We start from the raw sequence: 20,791 nt of genomic DNA, 5'->3' as shown, positions 1-20,791 counted from the left end.
CGAAATTATACCACATTTATAAGAAGTATATTATTGCTAGTCAGGGTATGGTTTCACGTCGAACGGTGTTACGTTCTCTTGGCGTATCTACTGTCGGAGTGCAAGGTTTTGGCGAGTTCTCGGTTGCCACTGCTAGTGCCCGCTCGGTAGCGGCGAGTCCAGATAGTATCCGGGAACACCGGCATTTTCGGTTTGATGCCGAGCGGTCCCGACTCCTGCAGCGGTACGAGTATCGGCTCCCCGACTCGGTAAGCGCGCTGATAGTCAGGAGTGGCTGGTTTGACCTTGACGAAGTCACTGTCATAGAAACGGACGAGTTTGTAGAGGACAGTTTCGAGCTGTATTCAACGGAAGTGACAGGGTATCGCTGGACGCAGGACGGGACTCCCTCGTTCGAACTCTCGATGGACTACGGCGAGGAACTGCTTCCCAACGGTTTAGGGGGATACTCCTCAGAGACCAGTGTATTTGGAAGTCAGATTAATCCATACCCGTACTGGGTGACAGAAGACGGAGCGGACGGGAGCGACGTAGAAAGGAGTGTACTGTTCGAGCAGGACGGGTATGCCGGCACAGACTGGCTCTTTATCGGCCCACATCAAATCGCACAGCGTGATGTCGGGAAGATGACACACACGGTTGTTGTTCCCGACGATATCGAAGGTACGATTGATACTGAGAGCCTGCTCGACGTCTTCGAGGCTGGCGGTCGATATCTCGAGCCCAGGCTCACGACAAACAACGGTGTGACTGCGTTCATCATGAACAACTGGCGAACAGGTTCGGACTCGTCTGCGCAAGTTGTCGGACGAGATATCAGATTCACGAAGTCGGCTACGTCTGTCGACGGTATTTCCAACGTGCCGACACACGAGTACATCCACACGATATACGGAATCTTCGGCACAGAGGAGATGTTCTGGCTCAGAGAGGCTGCTGCCGAGTACTACGGATACCTGCTGGCACTACACCTGAATCACGGGACGTTCGACAGGTTCGTAGAGACCGTCCGGACCGACAGGTATCGAGATATAGTACTGGCCGAAACTGGCCCCGACAACAACAGGGCATCGACCTATTACAAAGGAGCCCATGTGCTCGCCGCCCTCGATGGGCAAATTCGGGCTCGCTCCTCGGGTGAGAACAGCCTCGACGACGTGATTCCAACAGCGGAGTACGACCTCAGCACCTACGATGGGTTCGTCAACGCTGTCACAGAAGCCGCTGGTGACGAGTCACTGAGTGACTGGATAGACAGGTACACGCAGACCACGGCACTACCGACGATTCCAGTCGAGCCCGAGCAATACACACTCGGCACTGCTAGCCCGGATACATTTGTCGTGGCGAGGTCGGATAGTGAAACACGCAGCCAGGGTCAATCTACCGCTCAGGGAGAGTCCCCACCGGCTGATTCACAGGACGCTCTTGACGAAATCACGGGTGGGGTGGACGCTGAATCCGGTGTGTTACTCGGTTCGGCCGGGATGTCACTGTTGGCCGTGATTGCGAAACTCTACGAGGATCATCGATCATCCTGAGAGAGACAGAGTCACGTGCTGCACTCACCCGCTGCATCCAGCACGCCACGTCCGGACCGTTGGGCTAGTTCGACAGCGAATCAGTTGTCGAAGCGGGCCTGGACGAACGGCTGGACGTCGTCGATGTCGCCGAGTCGCGAGTCACTGAGGAGGACGGCCTCGGTCTCCTCGGTCGGCACCGACAGCGAAATCTCCTTGGTCCGGCCGTAGCGGCCCTTCGAGACGACGACGGCGTTGACGATGCCCAGCATGTCGAGTTCGGAGATGAGGTCGGTGACCCGTCGCTGGGTCAACACGTCGGCGTCTATCTCCGCACAGAGATTCTTGTAGATGTTGAACACCTCGCCGGTGTTGATGTTGTGGACGCCGTTTTTCTCCAGCAGGATGATGGCAAAGAGGACTATCTTCGACTGCGTGGGCAGGGTGCGGACCACCTCGACCACGCGGTCGAGTTCTATCTTCTCCTGGGCCTGCCGGACGTGGTCCTCCTCTACGTCGTCCGTCTGGTCGCGCTCGGCGAGTTCGCCCGCCGTTCGCAGGAGGTCGAGCGCCCGGCGAGCGTCCCCGTGTTCCTGTGCGGCGAAGGCCGCACACAGCGGGATGACGTCGTCGGTGAGGGCGTTGCCCTTGAACGCCACGTCCGCGCGGGCCTGGAGGATGTCCCGCAGTTGGTTCGCGTCGTAGGGCGGGAAGACGATCTCCTCCTCGCCCAGGCTCGACTTGACGCGGGGGTCCAGGAAGTCGGTGAACTTCAGGTCGTTCGAGATGCCCATGATGGAGACCCGCGAGTTCTCCAGTTCGGAGTTCATCCGGGAGAGGTTGTACAGGGTGTCGTCACCGGACTTCTCGACGAGTTTGTCTATCTCGTCGAGCATGATGACGACGACCCGTTCGTGGTAGTCGACGGCGTCGAAGAAGGAGCTGTAGACGCGGTCGGTCGGCCACCCGGTCATGGGGACCTCCTCGAACTCGTCCTTTTCGGCTTCGAGGTCGTCGATGGCGTCCTCGACGGCCCCGAGAGAGTCGTAGTCGCTGTCGGCGAGTTCGCTCGGGTCTTCGCGTGCGCTCGACTGTAGCTGTTCCAGTTCGTCGATGCGCTCGTCGATGACGTCGACGTTCTTGTCGATGAACTTGTTCGCGAGCTGGGCGAGGACGCGGTACTGGGTGTCGGTCACCTCGCAGTTGATGTACTCGACCTCGCAGGGCACCTCGTACTTCTGGGAGGTGGTCTCCAGTTCCTCGCTGACGAACTTCGCGCTCGCCGTCTTGCCGGTCCCGGTCTTCCCGTAGATGAGGATATTCGACGGCGTGTCCCCGCGCAGGGCGGTGACGAGGATGGTCGCCATGTTGTTTATCTGCTCCTCGCGGTGGGGGAGCTTGTGGGGCGTGTAGGAGGGTCGCAGGACCTCCTTGTTCTCGAAGATGGGCTCGCCCTCCAGCAAATCGTCGAACAGACCCCGGGAGGCCTCGTCGGAGTCGTCGTCCGTGCTCGTCTCGAGGTTGTCGAGAACCACGTCGTCGAGGTCCGGCGCCGGGTCCGCCGTCGAACCCAGCGCTGTCGAGTCACCGGCGTCCTCGTCCGGGTCGATAGCCGCCTCCGGGTCGTCGTTTGCGTCAGTCATTCTGGGGAGAGGAACCCCACCATTTCAGGTGGAGTCTGGCTTGCGGACCGCTAGTTCGGGCGTGAGGAGCGTGTTTCGGCCACCCTCCGGGAGTTTCCCCACGCACAGGAGCGTCCAGTTGAACCACATGAACCCGTGGCTGATTGCATATTAAATATTTCGGTCCAACGGGCGTCAGCGCTGGACGGGAAGCGAGGGTCGTTCGACGGGAGAAGTGGGTGTACCGGCACCGAGCGGCCGGAACGGAGGCCGTCACGGGACCGGTGTGTTTCGGTTCGATGTAGCCAGGTGGCGGGTTGCACGGGAAGTCGGGGCGGGTCGGAGCGGGCGGCGAGCAACTGGGGCCGAGCCGGGAGTGTCGGTACGGGTCGATAGCGGTACTCCCAGCGAGAGTATGCGATAGTGTACCACGATATCGACTAGACCCCCCCCACCCCTTCGTTTCAGGTGGAACGGCCAAGAAGGGTGGGTGGGGGTCAGCGGAAACTGAAGTGTCCGTCTAGACTAGGAAAGATTTATACTACTATCTATACAACCAAATCCGCACTAGAGAAAAAGGAAATCTCAGCTCTCTTCTGCAGTCCTAGATAGTCTCTAGAGGGATTCTCCGCTGTGGAATCCCTAGTTCGGCTCGCGTCCGCCCCGACCTCCAGCCCCCTCGACGACCCCTCTCACCGGGGTCCCTCCCCGTCCCGCCTCCCGTTCCACCTGAAACGAAGGGGTGGGGGGCTTCCCCATCTCCGCCAGCGACATCCTCCTGTAGGCCACTCGACACCTCTCGCGCTATCCTCGCGCCCGCGGGGACTGTTTCCAGTCCGACCGTCGTTTCCAGTCCGACCGTCCCCCGCTCGACTGACTCTTCCGTTCGAACTGCTCGCCGTCCGAGCTGGCTCCCGGGACCGGCTCGCTGACAACTGACTCGCGGTGGTCCCCGCTGACTCGTCGGTCCCGTTCGATTACGATGTCGTCGAGTGTCTCGTTCTCGGTGTCTGTGTCCGTTGCTCGCCGGCTCGTTCGTCATCGTCGCGCTGTACCGGACTGTCCTCGACGCGCTGTAGCGCGGCTGCGGCTTCGTTTACGTACCAATTCACCCTCCGTTTCGCCTGGAGCGACGCCCCGCTGCCCGTTCGACCGGTCCGCCGACACCCAGCAACAATCGTGTCAAAAACGTTTTGTTTGTCTGACGTAGTCTTAAGTGAATTCCCGCATCTGTTGGTGGTAGAAGCCGCCATACCGGCACGTCCGGGCGGCGGGAGGATAGGATGGGACTGCTCACAAATCTCAAAGACAGCATTTCGAGGGCGGCGGCGTCGCTGTTCTCGGAGGAAGACCCGAAGCGTATCGGCATCTACGGCCCGCCCAACGCGGGCAAGACGACGCTCGCGAACCGCATCGCACGCGACTGGACCGGCGACGCCGTCGGCCCGGAGAGCCACGTGCCCCACGAGACCCGACGCGCTCGCCGGAAGGAGAACGTCGAAATCGAGCGCGACGGCAAGAAGGTGACCATCGACATCGTCGACACGCCGGGCGTGACGACGAAAGTCGACTACACCGAGTTCCTCGAACACGACATGGAGAAAGACGACGCGGTGCGTCGCTCCCGCGAGGCGACGGAGGGGGTCGCAGAGGCGATGCACTGGCTCCGCGAGGACGTCGACGGCGTCATCTACGTGCTCGACTCCGCGACGGACCCCTTTACCCAGGTCAACACGATGCTCATCGGTATCATCGAGAGCCAGGACCTCCCGGTCCTGATTCTGGCGAACAAGATAGACCTGGAGGACTCGTCGGTCCAGCGCATCCGCAACGCCTACCCACAGCACGAGACCATCCCGCTGTCCGCCCTCGAGGGGGACAACATGGACGAGGTCTACGACAAGATAGCGGAGTACTTCGGGTGATACAATGGCAGAAGTGAAAGACCCAGCCGACGGCGTGCAGATAGACCTCATCAGCGGGGAGCGCATGGACGGGCTCGCGTCCATGGAGAAGGTGCGACTCATCCTCGACGGCGTCCGCGACGGCAACATCGTCATCCTCGAAGAGGGTCTCTCGCCGGACGAGGAGTCGAAGCTCATCGAGGTCACGATGACCGAGATAAGCCCCGACGAGTTCAACGGCATCGAAATCGAGACCTACCCCAAGTCCGAGGCCGCCGACGCGAGCTTGCTCGACCGAATCATGGGCAAGGAGTCGACGAAGAAGCTCACCGTCATCGGCCCGGCCAACCAGATAGAGACGCTCCACAAGGACAAGAACCTCATCAGCGCGCTCGTCTCACGGAAATAATGCCACACCAGTGTACGAACTGCGGCCGCGGGTTCGAGGACGGCTCCCAGGAGATGCTGTCGGGCTGTCCGAACTGCGGCGGCAACAAGTTCCAGTTCCGGCCGGAGGGGGCCGACGACTCGGCCCCCACGGACGCGGAACCACCGGAGCCGCCCGAACCGCCGGGCGGAAACAGCACCGTCGCGAAGACGGTCGGCAAGACGGCCGCGACGGTCCGAGACATCGTCGGGAGCGACGAGCCATCGGTCGGCGCCGAACCGGCCGACTCGTCCGACCCCATCAGCGCGGGCCCCACCGACACCGAGGACGCCGCGCAGGCGAGCGCCCGCGGCGAGGTCGTCTCGCCGGACGAACTCCCGGACCACGACGCCGAGAGCGGCCGCCAGGCCGAGTCTGTCGCGGGCGACGCGGTCGCCGGTGACGCCGACGAGGACCGCGACCGGCCGGACCTCAAGGAACTGCGCGAGGAGCTGAACAACCAGTTCGAGTCGGTCAAGGTCGTCGCTCCGGGCCAGTACGAGCTGAACCTGATGGAGCTGTACGACCGCGAGGAGTACATCGTCGCCCTGCAGGAGGACGGCCGCTACTCCATCCAGGTGCCCGAGCCCATCAAAGAGTAGCTCGACCGCGACTGCTGTGTTCCGGTCTGTGACCGGCTCCACCCGAAAACGGGGGGATCTCTCAGGCTATCTTCTCGTACTGCTCTTCTAACTTCTCGGCGGCCTCGGCCATCAGCTCCTGCTCGTAGTCGTCCAGTTCCCACTCGACTATCTCCTCGACCCCGTTCGAGCCAAGGCGGACCGGGACGCCGAAGGCGGTGTCCTCGTGGCCGAACTCGCCCTGTAGCTTCACCGACGCGGGGAAGACGGCGCCGGTGTCCCGGAGGATGGCCTCGACCATGTGGGCGACGCCGCGGGCCGGTCCCCACTGGGTCGCGCCCTTGCGCTCGATGACGTCCATCGCGGATTCCTGGAGGTCGCCCAGAATCTCCTCGCGCTCGTCGGCGGTGAAGGTGGGGTCGCGGCCGTCGACGCGGACCTTCGAGAACACGGGGACCTGCGCGTCGCCGTGTTCGCCCAGAATCGTCGCCTCGACGTTGGTCGTCGGCGCGTCGAAGCGCTCGGCCAGCACGTACCGAAAGCGCGCGGAGTCAAGCCGGCCGCCAAAGCCGATGACCTGCTCGCGCGGACGGGACCCCGCCTCGTAGAGGTGGCGGTTGAGCAGGTCGACGGGGTTCGACGTCGTCAGGGAGACGTAGTCGTCGTTGTGCTCGTCCAGCGACGACTGGATGTCCGCCATGATGGGAGCGTTGTCGCCCGCGAGGTCGATGCGGGTCTGGCCCGGCTGGCGGGGGATGCCTGCGGTGATGACGACGACGTCGGAGCCGGCGGTGTCGGCGTAGTCGCCCTGTCGGACCCTCGTGTTGGAGTCGTAGGCGACGCCGTGGTTCGTGTCCGCGGCCTGTCCGATGGTGTCTTCTTCCTTGTCGGGGATGTCGACGAAGACGAGTTCGTCGGCGATGTCCCGAAGGGCGATGCTGTAGCCTGCGGCGGCCCCGACGGTTCCGGCCGCACCGACAATGCTTACCTTTGTCATGACGGGTACGAATCGTCACCGCGGGGAGGTAAACGCTTCTTTTTCTCGCGTGGTGACTCTCCCCCGACGTACCAGTCGGGGGCGCGCTCGGCCGGGACCGCCCCCGCGCTTGCCCGCTGGCCCGTAACGCCTAATCCGCCGCCCCGTCTGTCCACGTACATGAGCGACTTCGACAAGGAAGCCGAGCGCGAGAAGCTCCGCGAGAAGTACGGCGAGGAGGAGGAAAAGCGCAAAGCGACCGAACAGATGAGCGAACTGCTGTTGAAAGGCGCGACGATGACCAACGCCCACTGCACGGACTGTGGCGACCCTATCTTCCGATACGACGGCCAGGAGTTCTGTCCCACCTGCCAGAAGCCGGTCGCCCGCGACGACCCCTCGGAGGGCGAGGACCACATCGAGGTGGCCGACCCGAGCGACGAGGCGAAAGTCCAGTTCGGCGACGGGCAGGACGGCGCCGACGAGGGGGGCACCGAACACGCTGCGGACGCGAGCGCGGCCGCGGCGGACGACCAGCAGCCGACCGCCGGTCAGCAGCCCACCAGCGACCAGTCGGCGAGCGCGGCCACGGCGGACATCCCCTCGGCCGACCCCGACCGGACACGGGCGTCGGGCGACGCCGGCGTGCGGGAAGCCGATGCGCACTCGGGCGACGCCGGCGTGCGGGAAGCCGACGCGCACTCGGGCGACGCCGGCGTGCGGGAAGCCGACGCGCACTCGGGCGACGCCGGAGTGCGGGAGGCCGACGCGCACTCGGGCGACGCCGGGGGGCGGGAAGCCGACGCGCACTCGGGCGACACGGCGACGGACCCGACGACCGACCGCGCGCCAGCGCCGGCCCCGACGAGTGGCCGCGGAACCGGCGACCCGGTGACGGCGGAGCTGTCCGCGGCCGAGTCCCTGCTGGCCGAGACGGTCAACCGGTTCGCACAGCGGGCCGCCGACACCGACGACCCGCGCACGGCTCGCGAACACCTCAAGGCGGCCCGCGAGGCGGCCGAGGCGCTCGACGCCGTCCGGTTCTAGCCGTCGACCGGCGCGTCGCCGGTCGGCGCGGCGTCGGTGGCGTGACAGTCGAGAAAGCCCAGCAGCGACTCGACGACGGGCACGTCGAGCGCCGCTTCGGTCTCGGTCGCGACGACGGCGAGTTCGGCCTCGTCGGACCGACAGAGCGCGACCGCCGGTAGCGAAGACAGCGACGCTTCGAGCGGTTCGAAGGCCCCGAACGCGCCGCGCCCACAGACCGCGCCGCTGTCGGCGTCGCCGTAGTCCTCGGCCGGGTCGGCGAGCATCGGGAACGGCAGCCCGTACTGCCGGTCCCAGACCCTCGCTCGCTCGCGGATGTCCGGCAACACCGGCACGACTGTCGTCTCCCGCCGCCGGAACGCCTCGTGGCGCGCACACAGCCGCCGGACCAGTTCCCTGGACCGCGAGCAGTAGTGACTGCCCAGCAACACCGCGAGCAGGGACTCGCCGTCGGCGACGATGTCGGCGGCCTGTACCGTCTCGCTCCCCTGACCCACGTTCGGGAGCTCGAAGTCGAGTCGCTGACGCTCGTGTCCGGTCACGTGTCGACCCCTGGGCGGGACTGTGGCACACTCACAGATGAAACTTCCCCCCGGTTTACCGGCGTTTCCAGTCGCTGTCCTGAGATTTCAGGGTTCGTACGCGCTCCCGACGACCGCCCGGATTCGGTCGGCGGTCACGTCGCCGATGCCGTCGACCTCACGCAACTCGTCGTGGGTGGCGGTCATCACGGCCTCGACGCTGCCAAAGTGGTCGAGCAGGCTGCGGGCGGTCACCGGCCCGACCTCCGCGACGGAGGCGACGACGTACTCCTGTTGCTCGGCGACCGTCTTGGACTGTTTCTCCCCGTGGACGCTGACCTCGCGGTCGCCGTCGTCCTGTTCGCGGGTGGCGATGGTCTCCAGCAGGTCGGCCGTCTCGCCCTCGTCGTCGGTCCGGAGGACGCTCGCGCCGAAATCGACCGCCAACGAGGCCAGCGCGCCGTTGATGGATTTGGCGTGGACGTTGCGCTCGCCGTAGAGGTCGCCGCCCTCGACGACGACTACCGGCCGCGCGTAGTTGCGGGCGGCGTCGCCGACCTGCTCGAACATCGACCGGTCCCCGCCGGTCAGCGTATCGAGGAAGTCCGAGACGGTCTTGCGCTCGACGACGACGCGGTCCGAGAGGACGTAGTCGCCCACGGCGAGCGTCTCCAGGCGGGTCTCGACGCCCGCCCGCGTCGAGAGGTCACGGGCGATGGTCGAATCGAGTTCGCGCTGGTCCGCGACGATTTCGACGGCCTCGTCGCCGCCGGCCTTCGCGACGACGGCGTCGTCTGTCTCGCCGTCGGTCGGGTCGTCGCTCCCCTCCGAATCGCCCTCGTCGGCCGCCGGGCCCGCGGCGCCACCGCTCGCCGTCTCCGAGGCCGCCTGCTGGTCGGTCTCGCTCGCCATGTCCTGCCCGGCGAAGGCGTCGAGCCCGGCCTGGCCGCCGTCGCTGACACCGCCGTTGGTGGCTGGGGCTTCGGGTTCGCCGGCGCCCGTCGTCGCCCCCTCGCCGTCACTCTCGCCGCTCTCCGCGCCCTCGTAGTCGTCCAGCCCGGTCTGGTCCAGTTCCGCGGAGAGTTCGCCAGCCACGCTCTTGAGCGAGTTCAGCTCGTTTTGCATCCGCTTCTGGTCGTTGCGGGCCTTCCAGAAGTAGGCCTCGTCGCGGGTGTCGTTCGCGAGCAGGACGACGACGCGCCCCTCGGCCTGGCGGCCGGTCCGGCCCTTGCGCTGGATGGCCCGAATCGCCGTTGGCACCGGCTCGTAAAAGAGGACGAGGTCGACCTCGGGGACGTCCAGCCCCTCCTCGGCGACCGACGTCGACACCAGCACCTCGAACTCGCCGCCGCGGAACCGTTCCAGGGTCTCCTGCTGTTCGGTCTGTGTCATCCCCTCGCTGCCGTCGGTGTCTGACTGGCCGACGAACTTCTGGGTCGTAAAGTGGTTCGAGAGGAAGTCGACGAGGGTCTCGGCCGTGTCACGGGACTCGGTGAAGACGATGACGCGCTCGCCGCCGTCGATGCCGAGCGTCTCGGCCAGCAACATCCGGGTGCGCCGGAACTTCGGGTGCAAATCGTCGTACGTGTCGGCTTTCCGCATCGCCTCGCGTATCTTGGGCTCGCTGACCAGTCGCTGGTCGGCCTTCGAGGCACCGGAGGAGCGGGCGGCCTCCTTCAGGCGCTCGAAGTACCGCCGCAGGGACTCGACGCTCTGGGTCTCGACGTAGGTCACCGCCGTGCGGAGCTTGCGAATCTCGGCGAGCAGGCTCATCCCCTGGTAGCCCTCGCTCTGGTCGTTGTTCATCAGCTTGCGCAGTTCGGCTTGCATCCCCTGAATCTCGCGCTCGGAGAGGTCCGGCGAGGTCTTGTTCGTCACGCCGAGCTCTTTCAACTGCGCCAGCCGGTCGGAGACGACCTCGTTGATGGCGTCCCGGATTTCGATGACCACCTCCGGGAGGTCGATGCGCTTCCAGTCGACGTCCGTGTCGTGGGTGTACTCGGCCACGTCGGCGTCGTCCTCGGTCATGACCGCCACCTCGGAGAGCCCGAGGTTCTCACACACTCCCAGGATGGCCTCCTCGTCGTCGCCGGGGGAGGCGCTCATCGCCGTCACCAGCGGGTCGGCGGCGTCGGCGTGGTAGCGGTCCGCGATGTAGTTGTAGGCGTAGTCGCCGGTCGCGCGGTGGCACTCGTCGAAGGTGCAGTGGGTGACCCGCGACAGGTCGATGCGGTTGCCCACGAGGTCGTTCTCGACGACCTGCGGGGTCGCGATGACTATCGTCGCGTCCTCGAACAGTTCGGCGCGGTCGTCGGGCCGCACTTCGCCGGTGAAGACGACGATTTCGTCGTCGGGAATCCGCAGGGCCTCGCGGTAGAACTCCGCGTGTTGCTGGACCAGGGGCTTGGTCGGCGCGAGCAGCAGCGATTTCCCGCCCACCTCGTGCAGGCGCCGGGCGGTCACCAGCAGGGAGACGGTCGTCTTGCCCAGCCCGGTCGGGAGACAGACGAGCGCGTGGTCCCCGCTCGCGGTGTCGGCGAGTTCGACCTGATACCGACGGTTCTCCAGGAACCCGTCGGTGACCAGCGGGTGGTCGAGGAACTCGCCGTCGGCGGTGGTCGCCATTGGCGTGGCGTTGACTCCGGCCGGGGTTAAGGGTTCAGGTAGCGCGGTGGAAGTAAAACCGCCGATGTCGACGGATACTCGTCGGCCATTCGCCCGGTCGGAAAGAGTTTTGCCCGCATGCGACTAGTACTTCGCATGGTTTCGGTAACCCCGGTCGAGGCCGCGCTCGTCGCGTTCTTCTTCGTCTCGGGGCTCGCCCTCGCCGGACTAGCGCTGTATCTCCGGGCCTCTCAGCTGCCCAACCGTGGTATCCGCTCGTTTCTCTCCCTGCTCGTGTTGATGGCGGTGTGGTCGTTCAGCGCCGTCGCGAAGCTGACACTGCCCCCGTTCGTCGAGCGGTTTCTGGTCGCGCTGGAACTGCCGATGGGCGTCGTCTTCGCGTTCCTCTTCCTGGTGTTTGCCTCCCAGTACACGGGGCGGCGCTGGCACCGCCAGCAGGCCTTTACCGCCTACGTCGTCGTCTCGCTGCTGGCGCTTTCTATCGGACTGCTGACGAACCCGGTCCACGGGCTGTTCTGGGAGCGCATCACGCTCTCGACGGCCGTCTTCTCCCACTACGTCCACGAGGGGCTCGGCCCGCTGTACTTCTTCTACGTCGGGCTGGCGTACTGTCACTTCGCGGCGGGCGTCTACGCGCTGGTGAACCTCCACCTGCGGAGCCGCTACAACACCACGCCGATGATGCTCGTCACCACCGGGGCGTCTGTCCCGCTGCTCGTCAACCTCGTCTCGGTGTTCGACCGGGCGCCGATACCGGGGCTCGACTACACTCCCGTCGGGCTGGCCGTCTTCGGCGCCGCGACCACCGTCTCGATGCAACTGGACCTGTTCGACATCATCCCCGTGGCCCGCGACACCGCGGTCGAACAGAGCAGCGAGGGGATGGTCATCCTCGACTCGAAGCGGCGCGTCCGGGACTACAATCCGACGGCCGCGGCCCTGCTCCCGGCGCTGTCGAGCCACCGCGGCGCCCACGTCGACACCGTCGTCGACGACGTCGCCGATCTCTTCGACACCAGTACGCAGACGACCATCGCGGCCGCCGACGGCGAGGAGACGACCTATCTCTCCGTGCAGCTCTCGCCGATAACCGACGGCCCACACCACCTGGGCTGGACGATGGTCCTCTCGGACGTCACCGAGCAACAGCGACGCGAGCGCCACCTGCAACTCGTCTCGCGGGTCCTCCGGCACAACATGGCCAACCGCATCAACACCATCATGGGCCACGTCGAACTGCTGGACAGACGCGCCGACGACCGGGACCAGCCCCACCTCGACGCCATCGACGCCAGCGCGACCTCCATCATCGAGACGAGCGGGAAGCTCCGGACCATCCAGGACATCGTCACCGGCGGGCGACCCGCCCGGCCGACCGACGTCTCCCGAACAGTCGCGGCCGTCGCGGACAGATACGCCGACCGCTATCCCGAGGCCTCGGTGACGACCGACTGTCCCGACGGCGTCTTCGCCCAGTGCCCGACGGGGTTCCAGGCGGCGCTCTCGAACCTCGTCGAGAACGGCATCGAGCACAACCCCGACCCCTCGCCGTCGGTCAGCGTCACCGTCACCGTCAGCGGGACGCTGGTCCACGTCTCCGTCGCCGACGACGGCGCCGGTATCCCGGAGACCGAACGCCGCATCCTCGAAGACGGTGAGACCCCGCTCCGGCACAGCGCCGGCGTCGGGCTCTGGCTCGTCTACTGCTTCGTCGAGCAGGCGGGCCACGAACTCTCCTTCGAGCGCTCCGACGCGGGCGGCAGCGTGGTCGCGTTCGCCCTCGACCGGGCTCGCTCGTCGTTCGAGACCGACCCCAACGCATAGGCCCGGGTATCACGGTACTGGGACGCGTAGCCGGACCTGTCATGGAAACGCACAGGGACTACCGTACCGGCCAGGACTGGGACCAACTCGCGGCGCTCGTCCGGTGGACACAGGAGTTTAGTCTGGTACAGGGGGTCGTCGCGGCGGCCAAGACCACCTTCGCGATGGCGCTGCTGGGCGTCGAGACGGCGCTACCGGCGGTCGTCGTCGGTCTGGTCTCCTTTGCCGTCTACACCGCCAACGACCTCGCTGACCTCGAAGAGGACGCCATCAACAACCCCGAGCACTCGTCGTTCGTCGCCGACCACCCGGTGGTCGTCGCCGCCCTCGCCGTCGGCACGTTCGCGCTCGGCGCCGCCCTCGCGTGGTGGGGCGGGGGTACGGTCGCGGCCGCCGTCGCCTGCGTCCCGCTCGCGGCCTCGCTGCTGTACAGCCTCCCCGTCACGCCCGGCGGCCGGCGGCTGAAGGACGTCCTCGGCGCCAACACGACGCTCGTCGCGCTCGCGTGGGCCGTGACCGTCACCGGCGTCCCCCTGGCCGTCGCCGGGGCACCGGTCGGCCCGGTCGCCGTCGCTGTCTGCCTGTTCGTCTACCTGCGCACGTTCATCTCCGTCGAGGTGTTCAACGTGCGGGACGTCACCGGCGACGCCGCCACCGGCGTCGACACTATCCCGGTGGTGCTGGGCGTCCCCCGGACCAGACAGCTGCTGGCGCTGTTCGAGGGCTGCTCGCTGGCGCTGGTCGTCGCGCTGATGACCGTTCCGTCCGTCGCGCTGGTCGCGCTCTCTGCCCTGCCCGTCCTGGGGTACTCGCTCGGGCTGACGTGGTTCCTGGGTGAGACCGGCCGGATGAAGGCGTTCTGTCTGGCAAAGGACGGCGAGTACCTCCTGCTCGGGCTGGCGGCGCTGGTCGTCTAGGCGGCGACGAGGCCGACCCACATCGCGACCGCGCCCAGCACCGGAATCGAGAGGTTGTCGTCGACGACGTAGCCGGCAACGGTGGGTTTCACGCCGTCGGCGAAGGTGGCGGCGACCCCGCCAAGCACCGCCGCCGCCGTCGGGACGAACGGCGCCGCCAGCAGCGTACACACCCCGAACATCGCTAGCAGCACCCACACCTGTTTGACGCTGCTGGCCTCCGCCGAGCCGAGCAGCCCGCTGATAGGGTCTCCGATGGCGAGCATCAGCATCGCCGCGAGCGCGACCGGAATCGGCAGCCCGACGCTGACGGCGCCGGCCACCACGGCCATCCCGACGATGTACAGCGCGTACCCGGCGGGGTTGTCCTGCTCGTACTCGCGGGTGAGCCGGTCGTAGATGGCCCAGTCCAGTCCCACGGAGAGCCGCAGGAACTCCAGGACGACGACGACGACCAGCGCGACGGCGAGAAACGCCTGCACGAGCCCCCAGGTCACGAGGTCGCCACCGAGCAGATAGGAAAGTGGCACCGCTGCGCCCGTGACGTGGACCAGCCGTCTGGCGACCTCGTCGGTCATGCTACAGGTCGTCGAACGCGACCTCGCCGTCGACGAGTCGTCCGAGCGTCTCGGCCAGCCCGTCGATGGGCACCCGCTTCTGTGCCGTCGAGTCGCGCTCGCGCAGCGTCACGGTGTCCGCCTGCAGGTCCGCCGGGTCGGCGTCGCCCTCCGGCTCACCCAACGATTCGTAGTCCACAGTCACGCAGTAGGGCGTACCGATTTCGTCCTGTCGGCGGTACCGGCGCCCGATGGCGCCCGAGTCGTCGTAGGTGACCGCGTGGCCCGCCTGCCGGAGCGCCGCGGCCAGTTCGCGGGCGTACTCGCCCAGGCCGTCGCGGTCCATCAGCGGGAAGACGCCCACCGTCGTCGGGGCCTGCTCGGGCGGGAGCGCGAGGTACGTCCGGGCCTCGCCGTCGACCTCGTCCTCGCGGTAGGCGTGTGCGAGCACGGTGTAGATGAGCCGGCCGACGCCGAAGGAGGGCTCGACGACGTGGGGCGTGACGTGCTCGCCGTTCTCGGTTATCTCCTCGACGCTGAACCCTGTCTTTTCGACTGGAACGGTGGCGGTCTCACCGTCGACCTCCACACTGACTTCGTCGCTCTCGAAGGCGTCGGGGTCCGTCTCGGCCAGCCGTTCGAGCGCCTCGGCCACGGCCTGTGCGTCGCCGCCGAACTCCGGCCCGAGATAGCTCATCTCGGGGTCGACAGTGGGGCGTTCGACGGTGACGGGCTCGTCGTACTGCTTGAAGACCGTGTAGTCCTGGCCCGAGTGTTCGGCGTGTTTCTTGAGGTCGTAGTCGCCCCGGTAGGCGAAGCCGGTTATCTCTATCCAGTCGCCGTCTATCTCGGCCTCGGCGTCCCAGCAGTCGGAGGCGTAGTGGGCGAGTTCGCCGGGGAGGTGCTGTCGGAAGCGGAACCGGTCCATGTCGACGCCGATGCGCTCGTACCAGTCCCTGGCGATACCCAGGTAGTAGGCGACCCAGTCGCTGGTGACGACGCCGGTCTCGACGGCCTCGCCGACGGTCAGGTGTTCGACACCGCCGTCGTCGGCCTGCTGGGACTCGCCCGAGTAGAGTGGCAGCGTCACGTCGGCGACCCGCTCCAGGGGCGGTTCGTCTTCCTCGGGGTCGACGAAGTGTTCGAGTTCGGCCTGTGTGAACTCGCGCACGCGCACGAGGGATTTCCGCGGCGAGATTTCGTTGCGGTACGCCTTGCCTATCTGGGCGACGCCGAAGGGCAACTGGTTGCGGGCGTACTCGGCGAGCTGTGGGAACTCGACGAAGATGCCCTGTGCGGTCTCGGGGCGCAGGTAGCCCGGCGAGGAGGTGCCGGGGCCGATGTTCGTCTCGAACATCAGGTTGAAGTTGTCGACGGGTTCGTCGGCCAGCGAGGCCGAACAGGACGGACACTCGATGTCGTGTTCGGCGATGATGTCCATCACCTCCTCGTTCGGCAGCGATTCGGCCTCCTCGATATCGGTGTTGTCCTCGACGAGGTGGTCGGCGCGGTGGGTCGCGCCACACTCGGCGCACTCGATTATCATGTCGTCGAAGCCGTCCAGATGGCCCGACGCCTCGAAGACTGGCTCGGGCATCACGTCCGGCGCGGATATCTCCTGGTGACCGGCCTGGACGACGAAGCGGTCCCGCCAGGCGTCCTCGATGTTGTCCTTCAGGGCCGCGCCCTGCGGGCCGTAGGTCCAGAAGCCGGCGGCGCCGCCGTAGGCGCCCGCCGCGGGGAAGTAAAAGCCCCGACGTTTGGCCAGTTCGGTCAGGCGCTCGCCCTCGTTCATAGCCCCTCCAGGAGGTCGACGTCACGCACGATACCGGCCAGCTCGTCGCCCGAAACGAGCGGAATCTGCTCGATGTCGTGCTCTATCATCAGCTGGGCGGCCTCCGTCGCCGTGCGGCGCTTGCTGACGGTGACGACGTCGCTCGTCATGAACTCGCTGACCGGCTCGGCCGGAATCTCGACGTTGCGCGTGGGCATGTAGCGCCCGCCGACGGCCTTGATACCCTCCCAGGCCCAGTCGTCGTCCTCGTTGGCGATGGACTCGCCGGTGTCGTCCTCGCCCTCGACGACGCGGGCGACCTCGATGATGTCGACCACGGTGAGCATCCCCGTCATGTCGCCGTCGTCGTCCAGCACGACGCCGTAGGGCACCTCCGCGTGGGAGAGCTCCCGCTCGGCGACCGTCAGGGGCGTCCCGACGTAGAGGCAGTTGATGTCGCTGCGGGCCAGGTCACCGACCTCGCTGTCGCCGTCGGCGTCCCCGTTGGCGATGGCGTGGACGACGTCCGTCACCGTGATGATACCCTCCAGTCGCCCGTCGACGACCGGGATTCGCCGCTCCCCTTCGGCGACCATCAGTTCGGCCGCCGCTTCGATGGTGGCGTCGCCGGTGATGGTCGGGACCTCCTCGACCAGCAGCGCGAGCTGGTCCTCGTCGGGCTGGTCGATGAGCGCGTCCCGAGAGACGAGTCCGCGGAACTGTTCGCCGTCGTCGGTCTCCTTGATGACGGGAACCGAGGAGAAAGCCCGCTCCTGGAGGTACTCCAGCACGTCGTCACGGGTGCCCGGAATTTCGACCGTGACGACCGCCGAGCGTGGCGTCATAGCGTCTGCGACGTTCATACTGGCACAAGGTCCGCCCCGCACCTACTAAGTAGTTAACATCGGCCGCGTGTCACCGACCCACCGTCCCCCAGACGCCGACGGCGTACACTCGGACGCCCGGTGGCAGCGACACGGCCCCGCCGCCCGCTTCTTGCCGCTCGCTCTGGACGACCGCGTGACCTGTCGGGCCGACCGAGGGGACGCCGACAGCAGACTCCAGATACCACTACTAAGAACGGAACATCGGACGCTGAGGCCCGATAACGGGCCGGTACAATCGAGGTCGCTTCCCATTTCAGCGACTGATTTTCTCCCGCTACGATTCAAGACCCTGATAATAACGATATATTACACACGGATTCCGCAGTTTTTATATATGGGTGTTACATATTCTCATGCATGGAGCCGGATACGGTTGCCAAAGCGACGGTTGCTGCGGACGCCGAGGTCATGGCGTCCGTCGAAGAAGGCCCTACGGACACCTTCATCATCGCGGATGTCTCGACCGACGACGCGTACATGACACTCCCGCTCGTAGACGCCGCGTCGCTCCCCGAGTGGCGATAGCTCGCCCGTCTTCTGTCGTTTCCCCGCCGACACCGGTGGTACCGCCGATTGCAGAAAACAAGCGTTATGCCGTCCCGGTAAGTTCGGTCCGGTATGAAGGTACTCGTCACGGACCCCATCGCCGACCCCGGCCTCGACAGGTTGCGCGAGGCGGGCCACGAGGTTGTCACAGCCTACGACGTCGAAGGTGCGGCACTGCTCGATGCGGTGTCTGACGCCAACGCGCTCATCGTCCGCTCGGGCACCGAGGTCACCGACGAGGTGTTCTCGGCGGCGCCCGACCTCATCATCGTCGGCCGCGCCGGCATCGGCGTCGACAACATCGACATCGACGCCGCCACGGAACACGGCGTCATCGTCGCCAACGCCCCGGACGGCAACGTCCGCGCCGCCGCGGAACACAGCGTCGCGATGGCCTTCGCCACCGCCCGCTCCATCCCGCAGGCCCACGACCGCCTCAAGGACGGCGAGTGGGCCAAAGGCGAGTTCCTCGGCACCGAGGTCAACAACAAGACGCTGGGCGTCGTCGGCTTCGGCCGCGTCGGCCAGCAGGTCGCCAAGCGACTCGGCAACCTGGGGATGGACATCGTCACCTTCGACCCCTACATCAGCGAGGAGCGCGCAAAGCAGTTCGGCGCGGACCTCGCCGACACGCTCGAGGAGTGTCTCGACGCCGCCGACTTCGTCACCATCCACACGCCCCTGACCCCCGAGACGGAGAACATGATCGGTGAAGAGGAGCTGGCCCAGCTCGAAGGCGGCTACGTCGTCAACTGCGCCCGCGGCGGCATCATCGACGAGCCCGCGCTGGCCGAGGCCGTCGAGGACGGCGTCCTCAACGGCGCCGCGCTGGACGTCTTCGGCGAGGAGCCCCTGCCCGAGGACTCGCCGCTGCTCGACGTGGACGACATCATCGTCACGCCCCACCTCGGGGCGTCGACGGAGGCCGCCCAGGAGAACGTCGCCACCTCCACGGCCGACCAGATTATCGCCGCGGCCAACGGCCAGCCCGTCGCCAACGCCCTGAACGCCCCCTCGCTCGACCGCGCGACCTTCGAACAGGTCGAGCCCTACCTCGAACTGGCCTCGACGGCCGGTCGCATCGCCGTCCAGCTGTTCGACGGCCACATGAGCTCCGTCGAAGTGACCTACGCCGGCGACATCGCCGGGGAGGACGTCGAGTACGTCACCGCGAGCGCCCTGGAGGGCGTCTTCGCCCCCTCGGATATCCAGGTCAACGCCGTCAACGCCCCCCAGATAGCCGAGGAGCGTGGCATCGACGTCACCGAGTCGAAAACGTCTACGGCCGAGGACTACCAGAGCCTCATCACCGTCACCGTCTCCGACGGCACCGACTCCGTCTCGGTCTGTGGGACCCAGTTCGGCGGCGAGGAGTCCCGCATCGTCCGCATCGACAGCCACCGCATCGAGGCGGTCCCCCACGGCCACATGCTCGTCGTCCGCAACAAGGACGAACCCGGCACCATCGGCTTCATCGGCACGGCGCTGGGCGACGACAACATCAACATCGCGGGGATGTTCAACGGCCGCGAAGTGGTCGGCGGGGAGGCGCTGTCCATCTACAACTTAGACGAGAAGCCAAGCGCCGACCTCATCGGGCGTCTCGACGACGACGACCGCATCATCGAGACGACCTACGTCGCGTTAGGCGGCGAATAACGGCCCCAGGAACCCGTTCTAGTTCATCGGTCGGCCAGCACCCGCTCGTAGCGGTCGACGACGGCCTGCCGGCGCTCGCGCTCGGCTTCGAGTTGCTGTTCGAGCGTGGCGATTCGCTGCTCCAGTATCGCCACCTGTAGCTCCTGAACCGTCGTCGCTCCGGCCCCTCGGCGTCGGGGGTCGGGGTGGGTCGGTGACCGGGGCGTCGCCACGTGCTCCGGATGGGTTGTCATCGGATATCAGATTAGATTCGAGTGACAAAAGCACCCATCGGACGGTCGTCGTACGCCCGTCTTGCGGTCGTCAGCGGCTTGAACTGGAAAGGCCGGTGCGGTCAGAGACTGACGGCGTCGGCATCCGACAGCGTCTCGGGGACGACGAGGCGAGCCTCCGTCGTGCCGCCGGACTGGGTGATGATTTGCAACGACGCCGTATCGCCCTCGGTCAGGGCGCCGTCGGTGACCGCGCCCGCGCTCGTGTCGACGACGAGTTTCGCCCGGTCGGCCGGGTCGTCAAGCGTCGGTGCCTCGCCCTGCAGTGACGTCTCACCGGCGTCCTGAATCGACTGGACGCCGAACCGGAACGCCGACTCGGCCGCGCCGAACGTCAGGTCCGTGGACCCGCTGGAGTGGACGAACTGAATCAGCGTCCTCGACAGGTCTATGTCGTCCGCACCCGGGGCCCGCTTCACGACGAGTTCCACACTGCCTATCGTTCCGTCGCTGATGTCGGTCCCGACGGCGCTGACGACCTGGAGTCGGTTTGTCACCCGGTCCCCCGCCGCCGTCTCGGACTCGCTGGCCTCGTCGAGATAGTTCCGCAGGTCGAACTCGTAGAAGTACCACTCCCCGTCGTCACGGACCAGCAACGCGGAGCCACTCGCGGCGTCGGACTCCGGTATCTGGATGGTGAAGCCGACAACGGCGTACGCCTCGGCACCGATGTCCGCTACCACCGCCTCGATGGCCTCGCGTGCGGCCTGGATGTCGGCGTCGGTCGGTTCGGTGGACGCGTCCTCGGCCACCGACGACAGGGTTGTGGCCGCTATCTCGGTGACAGTCCACTCCGCCGGGTTGGGCTCCGCCCCCCGCGGTGATTCGGGGTGGGCCAGCGACTCGGTCGTCTCCGCGTCCCCACTGAGATACGCTTCCAGATACTGTCCCAGCGTCGCCTCGGCCGTCGCGGCGGCGCTCGCGCCCGCCGACCCGCTGTCGGTCACTGTCGGCGTTCCGCCGGCCGCCGTGTCGGTCTCCGCCTCGTCCGTCTCGGTCCCGTCCGACTCGCTCTCGGCACAGCCCGCGAGTCCGACCGTCCCGACAGTGCCCAGCGCGACCACGTACCGCCGCCGTGTCGTCTCTCCCGACATACACGACCGTCGTTATCCTGAGATATAAAGCTCGCCTC

General features: G+C 66.4%; 18 protein-coding genes. 9 read left to right on the top strand and 9 right to left on the bottom strand.

Annotation, left to right across the window (positions count from 1 at the left end):
- Positions 1 to 47: 47 nt before the first annotated feature.
- Positions 48 to 1,541 (top strand): M61 metallopeptidase family protein, encoded by a 1,494-nt coding sequence (locus NDI86_RS10635; RefSeq protein WP_310900402.1) that lies wholly within the window; start codon positions 48 to 50, stop codon positions 1,539 to 1,541.
- 80 nt (positions 1,542 to 1,621) lie between these two features.
- Here the strand turns inward: NDI86_RS10635 and NDI86_RS10630 are convergent, their stop codons facing one another.
- Positions 1,622 to 3,163: a Cdc6/Cdc18 family protein gene (locus tag NDI86_RS10630; protein WP_310900401.1), complete on the bottom strand. Its 1,542-nt coding sequence runs from the start codon at positions 3,161 to 3,163 to the stop codon at positions 1,622 to 1,624.
- Positions 3,164 to 4,425: 1,262 nt separating this feature from the next.
- Here NDI86_RS10630 and NDI86_RS10625 point away from each other — a divergent pair.
- Genes NDI86_RS10625 through NDI86_RS10615 form a run of 3 tightly spaced genes read left to right on the top strand, consistent with a single transcriptional unit; the run spans position 4,426 to position 6,075 of the window.
- Positions 4,426 to 5,067: an Era-like GTP-binding protein gene (locus NDI86_RS10625; RefSeq protein ID WP_310900400.1), complete on the top strand. Its 642-nt coding sequence runs from the start codon at positions 4,426 to 4,428 to the stop codon at positions 5,065 to 5,067.
- A 4-nt stretch (positions 5,068 to 5,071) separates the two neighbouring features.
- Positions 5,072 to 5,455: a DUF2073 domain-containing protein gene (locus NDI86_RS10620; RefSeq protein WP_310900399.1), complete on the top strand. Its 384-nt coding sequence runs from the start codon at positions 5,072 to 5,074 to the stop codon at positions 5,453 to 5,455.
- Positions 5,455 to 6,075, top strand: coding sequence for an OapC/ArvC family zinc-ribbon domain-containing protein (locus NDI86_RS10615; protein WP_310900398.1), 621 nt, complete (start codon positions 5,455 to 5,457; stop codon positions 6,073 to 6,075). Before NDI86_RS10620 ends, NDI86_RS10615 begins: the two co-directional genes overlap by 1 nt.
- A 61-nt stretch (positions 6,076 to 6,136) precedes the next feature.
- Here NDI86_RS10615 and mdh read toward each other — a convergent pair whose 3' ends face one another.
- The gene (gene mdh, locus NDI86_RS10610; RefSeq protein WP_310900397.1) at positions 6,137 to 7,051 is read right to left on the bottom strand and encodes a malate dehydrogenase; all 915 of its coding nucleotides are present in this window, start codon (positions 7,049 to 7,051) and stop codon (positions 6,137 to 6,139) included.
- Between the two features lie 159 nt (positions 7,052 to 7,210).
- On the opposite strand from mdh, the gene NDI86_RS10605 reads away from it, so the two are divergent.
- Entirely contained in the window at positions 7,211 to 8,077 is an 867-nt protein-coding gene (locus NDI86_RS10605; RefSeq protein WP_310900396.1) for an Sjogren's syndrome/scleroderma autoantigen 1 family protein, read from the top strand.
- Here the strand turns inward: NDI86_RS10605 and NDI86_RS10600 are convergent.
- Together NDI86_RS10600 and NDI86_RS10595 are read right to left on the bottom strand one after the other, a co-directional pair.
- Positions 8,074 to 8,619: a redoxin domain-containing protein gene (locus tag NDI86_RS10600; RefSeq protein ID WP_310900395.1), complete on the bottom strand. Its 546-nt coding sequence runs from the start codon at positions 8,617 to 8,619 to the stop codon at positions 8,074 to 8,076. The genes NDI86_RS10605 and NDI86_RS10600 overlap by 4 nt on opposite strands.
- Positions 8,620 to 8,706: 87 nt before the next feature.
- The gene (locus NDI86_RS10595) at positions 8,707 to 11,223 is read right to left on the bottom strand and encodes a DEAD/DEAH box helicase (protein WP_310900394.1); all 2,517 of its coding nucleotides are present in this window, start codon (positions 11,221 to 11,223) and stop codon (positions 8,707 to 8,709) included.
- Between the two features lie 135 nt (positions 11,224 to 11,358).
- Between NDI86_RS10595 and NDI86_RS10590 the strand changes: the two genes are divergently transcribed.
- Both NDI86_RS10590 and NDI86_RS10585 read left to right on the top strand, forming a co-directional pair.
- The gene (locus NDI86_RS10590; protein WP_310900393.1) at positions 11,359 to 13,047 is read left to right on the top strand and encodes a histidine kinase N-terminal 7TM domain-containing protein; all 1,689 of its coding nucleotides are present in this window, start codon (positions 11,359 to 11,361) and stop codon (positions 13,045 to 13,047) included.
- A 41-nt stretch (positions 13,048 to 13,088) separates the two neighbouring features.
- Complete coding sequence (locus tag NDI86_RS10585) at positions 13,089 to 13,964, top strand: UbiA family prenyltransferase (RefSeq protein ID WP_310900392.1); 876 nt, start codon at positions 13,089 to 13,091, stop codon at positions 13,962 to 13,964.
- Here the strand turns inward: NDI86_RS10585 and NDI86_RS10580 are convergent.
- Genes NDI86_RS10580 through NDI86_RS10570 form a run of 3 tightly spaced genes read right to left on the bottom strand, consistent with a single transcriptional unit; the run spans position 13,961 to position 17,158 of the window.
- Positions 13,961 to 14,542 carry a dolichol kinase gene (locus tag NDI86_RS10580; protein WP_310900391.1) on the bottom strand — a complete coding sequence of 194 codons (582 nt, stop codon included), beginning with the start codon at positions 14,540 to 14,542 and terminating at the stop codon, positions 13,961 to 13,963. The two genes, NDI86_RS10585 and NDI86_RS10580, sit on opposite strands and share 4 nt — an antisense overlap.
- 1 nt (position 14,543) lies before the next feature.
- A complete protein-coding gene (gene glyS, locus NDI86_RS10575) occupies positions 14,544 to 16,316 on the bottom strand; it encodes a glycine--tRNA ligase (RefSeq protein ID WP_310900390.1) in 1,773 nt (590 codons plus the stop codon).
- On the bottom strand, positions 16,313 to 17,158 hold the full coding sequence (locus NDI86_RS10570) for a CBS domain-containing protein (protein WP_310900389.1): 846 nt from the start codon (positions 17,156 to 17,158) through the stop codon (positions 16,313 to 16,315). Before NDI86_RS10570 ends, glyS begins: the two co-directional genes overlap by 4 nt.
- Before the next feature lie 381 nt (positions 17,159 to 17,539).
- Here NDI86_RS10570 and NDI86_RS10565 point away from each other — a divergent pair, with 381 nt between their 5' ends.
- Together NDI86_RS10565 and serA are read left to right on the top strand one after the other, a co-directional pair.
- Positions 17,540 to 17,707, top strand: coding sequence for a DUF7556 family protein (locus NDI86_RS10565; protein WP_310900388.1), 168 nt, complete (start codon positions 17,540 to 17,542; stop codon positions 17,705 to 17,707).
- Positions 17,708 to 17,800: 93 nt separating this feature from the next.
- Positions 17,801 to 19,387, top strand: coding sequence for a phosphoglycerate dehydrogenase (gene serA / locus NDI86_RS10560; RefSeq protein WP_310900387.1), 1,587 nt, complete (start codon positions 17,801 to 17,803; stop codon positions 19,385 to 19,387).
- A gap of 23 nt (positions 19,388 to 19,410) precedes the next feature.
- On the opposite strand, the gene NDI86_RS10555 is transcribed toward serA, so the two are convergent.
- Together NDI86_RS10555 and NDI86_RS10550 are read right to left on the bottom strand one after the other, a co-directional pair.
- Complete coding sequence (locus NDI86_RS10555; RefSeq protein ID WP_310900386.1) at positions 19,411 to 19,620, bottom strand: hypothetical protein; 210 nt, start codon at positions 19,618 to 19,620, stop codon at positions 19,411 to 19,413.
- Between the two features lie 101 nt (positions 19,621 to 19,721).
- Positions 19,722 to 20,753, bottom strand: a complete 1,032-nt coding sequence (locus NDI86_RS10550; protein ID WP_310900385.1) for a hypothetical protein — start codon at positions 20,751 to 20,753, stop codon at positions 19,722 to 19,724.
- Positions 20,754 to 20,791: the final 38 nt, after the last annotated feature.

The organism is Haloarcula onubensis, assembly GCF_031624605.1.
Lineage (GTDB): Archaea > Halobacteriota > Halobacteria > Halobacteriales > Haloarculaceae > Haloarcula > Haloarcula onubensis.
This window is presented reverse-complemented; position numbering and strand designations above follow the sequence as displayed.

Excerpts from the sequence above, each read along its gene's own strand:
- NDI86_RS10620 (WP_310900399.1), top strand. The coding sequence starts at position 5,072 with ATGGCAGAAGTGAAAGACCCAGCCGACGGCGTGCAGATAGACCTCATC.
- NDI86_RS10625 (WP_310900400.1), top strand. The coding sequence starts at position 4,426 with ATGGGACTGCTCACAAATCTCAAAGACAGCATTTCGAGGGCGGCGGCG.
- NDI86_RS10595 (WP_310900394.1), bottom strand. The coding sequence starts at position 11,223 with ATGGCGACCACCGCCGACGGCGAGTTCCTCGACCACCCGCTGGTCACC.
- NDI86_RS10550 (WP_310900385.1), bottom strand. The coding sequence starts at position 20,753 with ATGTCGGGAGAGACGACACGGCGGCGGTACGTGGTCGCGCTGGGCACT.
- NDI86_RS10585 (WP_310900392.1), top strand. The coding sequence starts at position 13,089 with ATGGAAACGCACAGGGACTACCGTACCGGCCAGGACTGGGACCAACTC.
- NDI86_RS10555 (WP_310900386.1), bottom strand. The coding sequence starts at position 19,620 with ATGACAACCCATCCGGAGCACGTGGCGACGCCCCGGTCACCGACCCAC.
- serA (WP_310900387.1), top strand. The coding sequence starts at position 17,801 with ATGAAGGTACTCGTCACGGACCCCATCGCCGACCCCGGCCTCGACAGG.
- NDI86_RS10580 (WP_310900391.1), bottom strand. The coding sequence starts at position 14,542 with ATGACCGACGAGGTCGCCAGACGGCTGGTCCACGTCACGGGCGCAGCG.
- NDI86_RS10565 (WP_310900388.1), top strand. The coding sequence starts at position 17,540 with ATGGAGCCGGATACGGTTGCCAAAGCGACGGTTGCTGCGGACGCCGAG.
- NDI86_RS10630 (WP_310900401.1), bottom strand. The coding sequence starts at position 3,163 with ATGACTGACGCAAACGACGACCCGGAGGCGGCTATCGACCCGGACGAG.
- NDI86_RS10635 (WP_310900402.1), top strand. The coding sequence starts at position 48 with ATGGTTTCACGTCGAACGGTGTTACGTTCTCTTGGCGTATCTACTGTC.
- NDI86_RS10570 (WP_310900389.1), bottom strand. The coding sequence starts at position 17,158 with ATGAACGTCGCAGACGCTATGACGCCACGCTCGGCGGTCGTCACGGTC.
- NDI86_RS10615 (WP_310900398.1), top strand. The coding sequence starts at position 5,455 with ATGCCACACCAGTGTACGAACTGCGGCCGCGGGTTCGAGGACGGCTCC.
- glyS (WP_310900390.1), bottom strand. The coding sequence starts at position 16,316 with ATGAACGAGGGCGAGCGCCTGACCGAACTGGCCAAACGTCGGGGCTTT.
- NDI86_RS10590 (WP_310900393.1), top strand. The coding sequence starts at position 11,359 with ATGGTTTCGGTAACCCCGGTCGAGGCCGCGCTCGTCGCGTTCTTCTTC.
- NDI86_RS10605 (WP_310900396.1), top strand. The coding sequence starts at position 7,211 with ATGAGCGACTTCGACAAGGAAGCCGAGCGCGAGAAGCTCCGCGAGAAG.
- mdh (WP_310900397.1), bottom strand. The coding sequence starts at position 7,051 with ATGACAAAGGTAAGCATTGTCGGTGCGGCCGGAACCGTCGGGGCCGCC.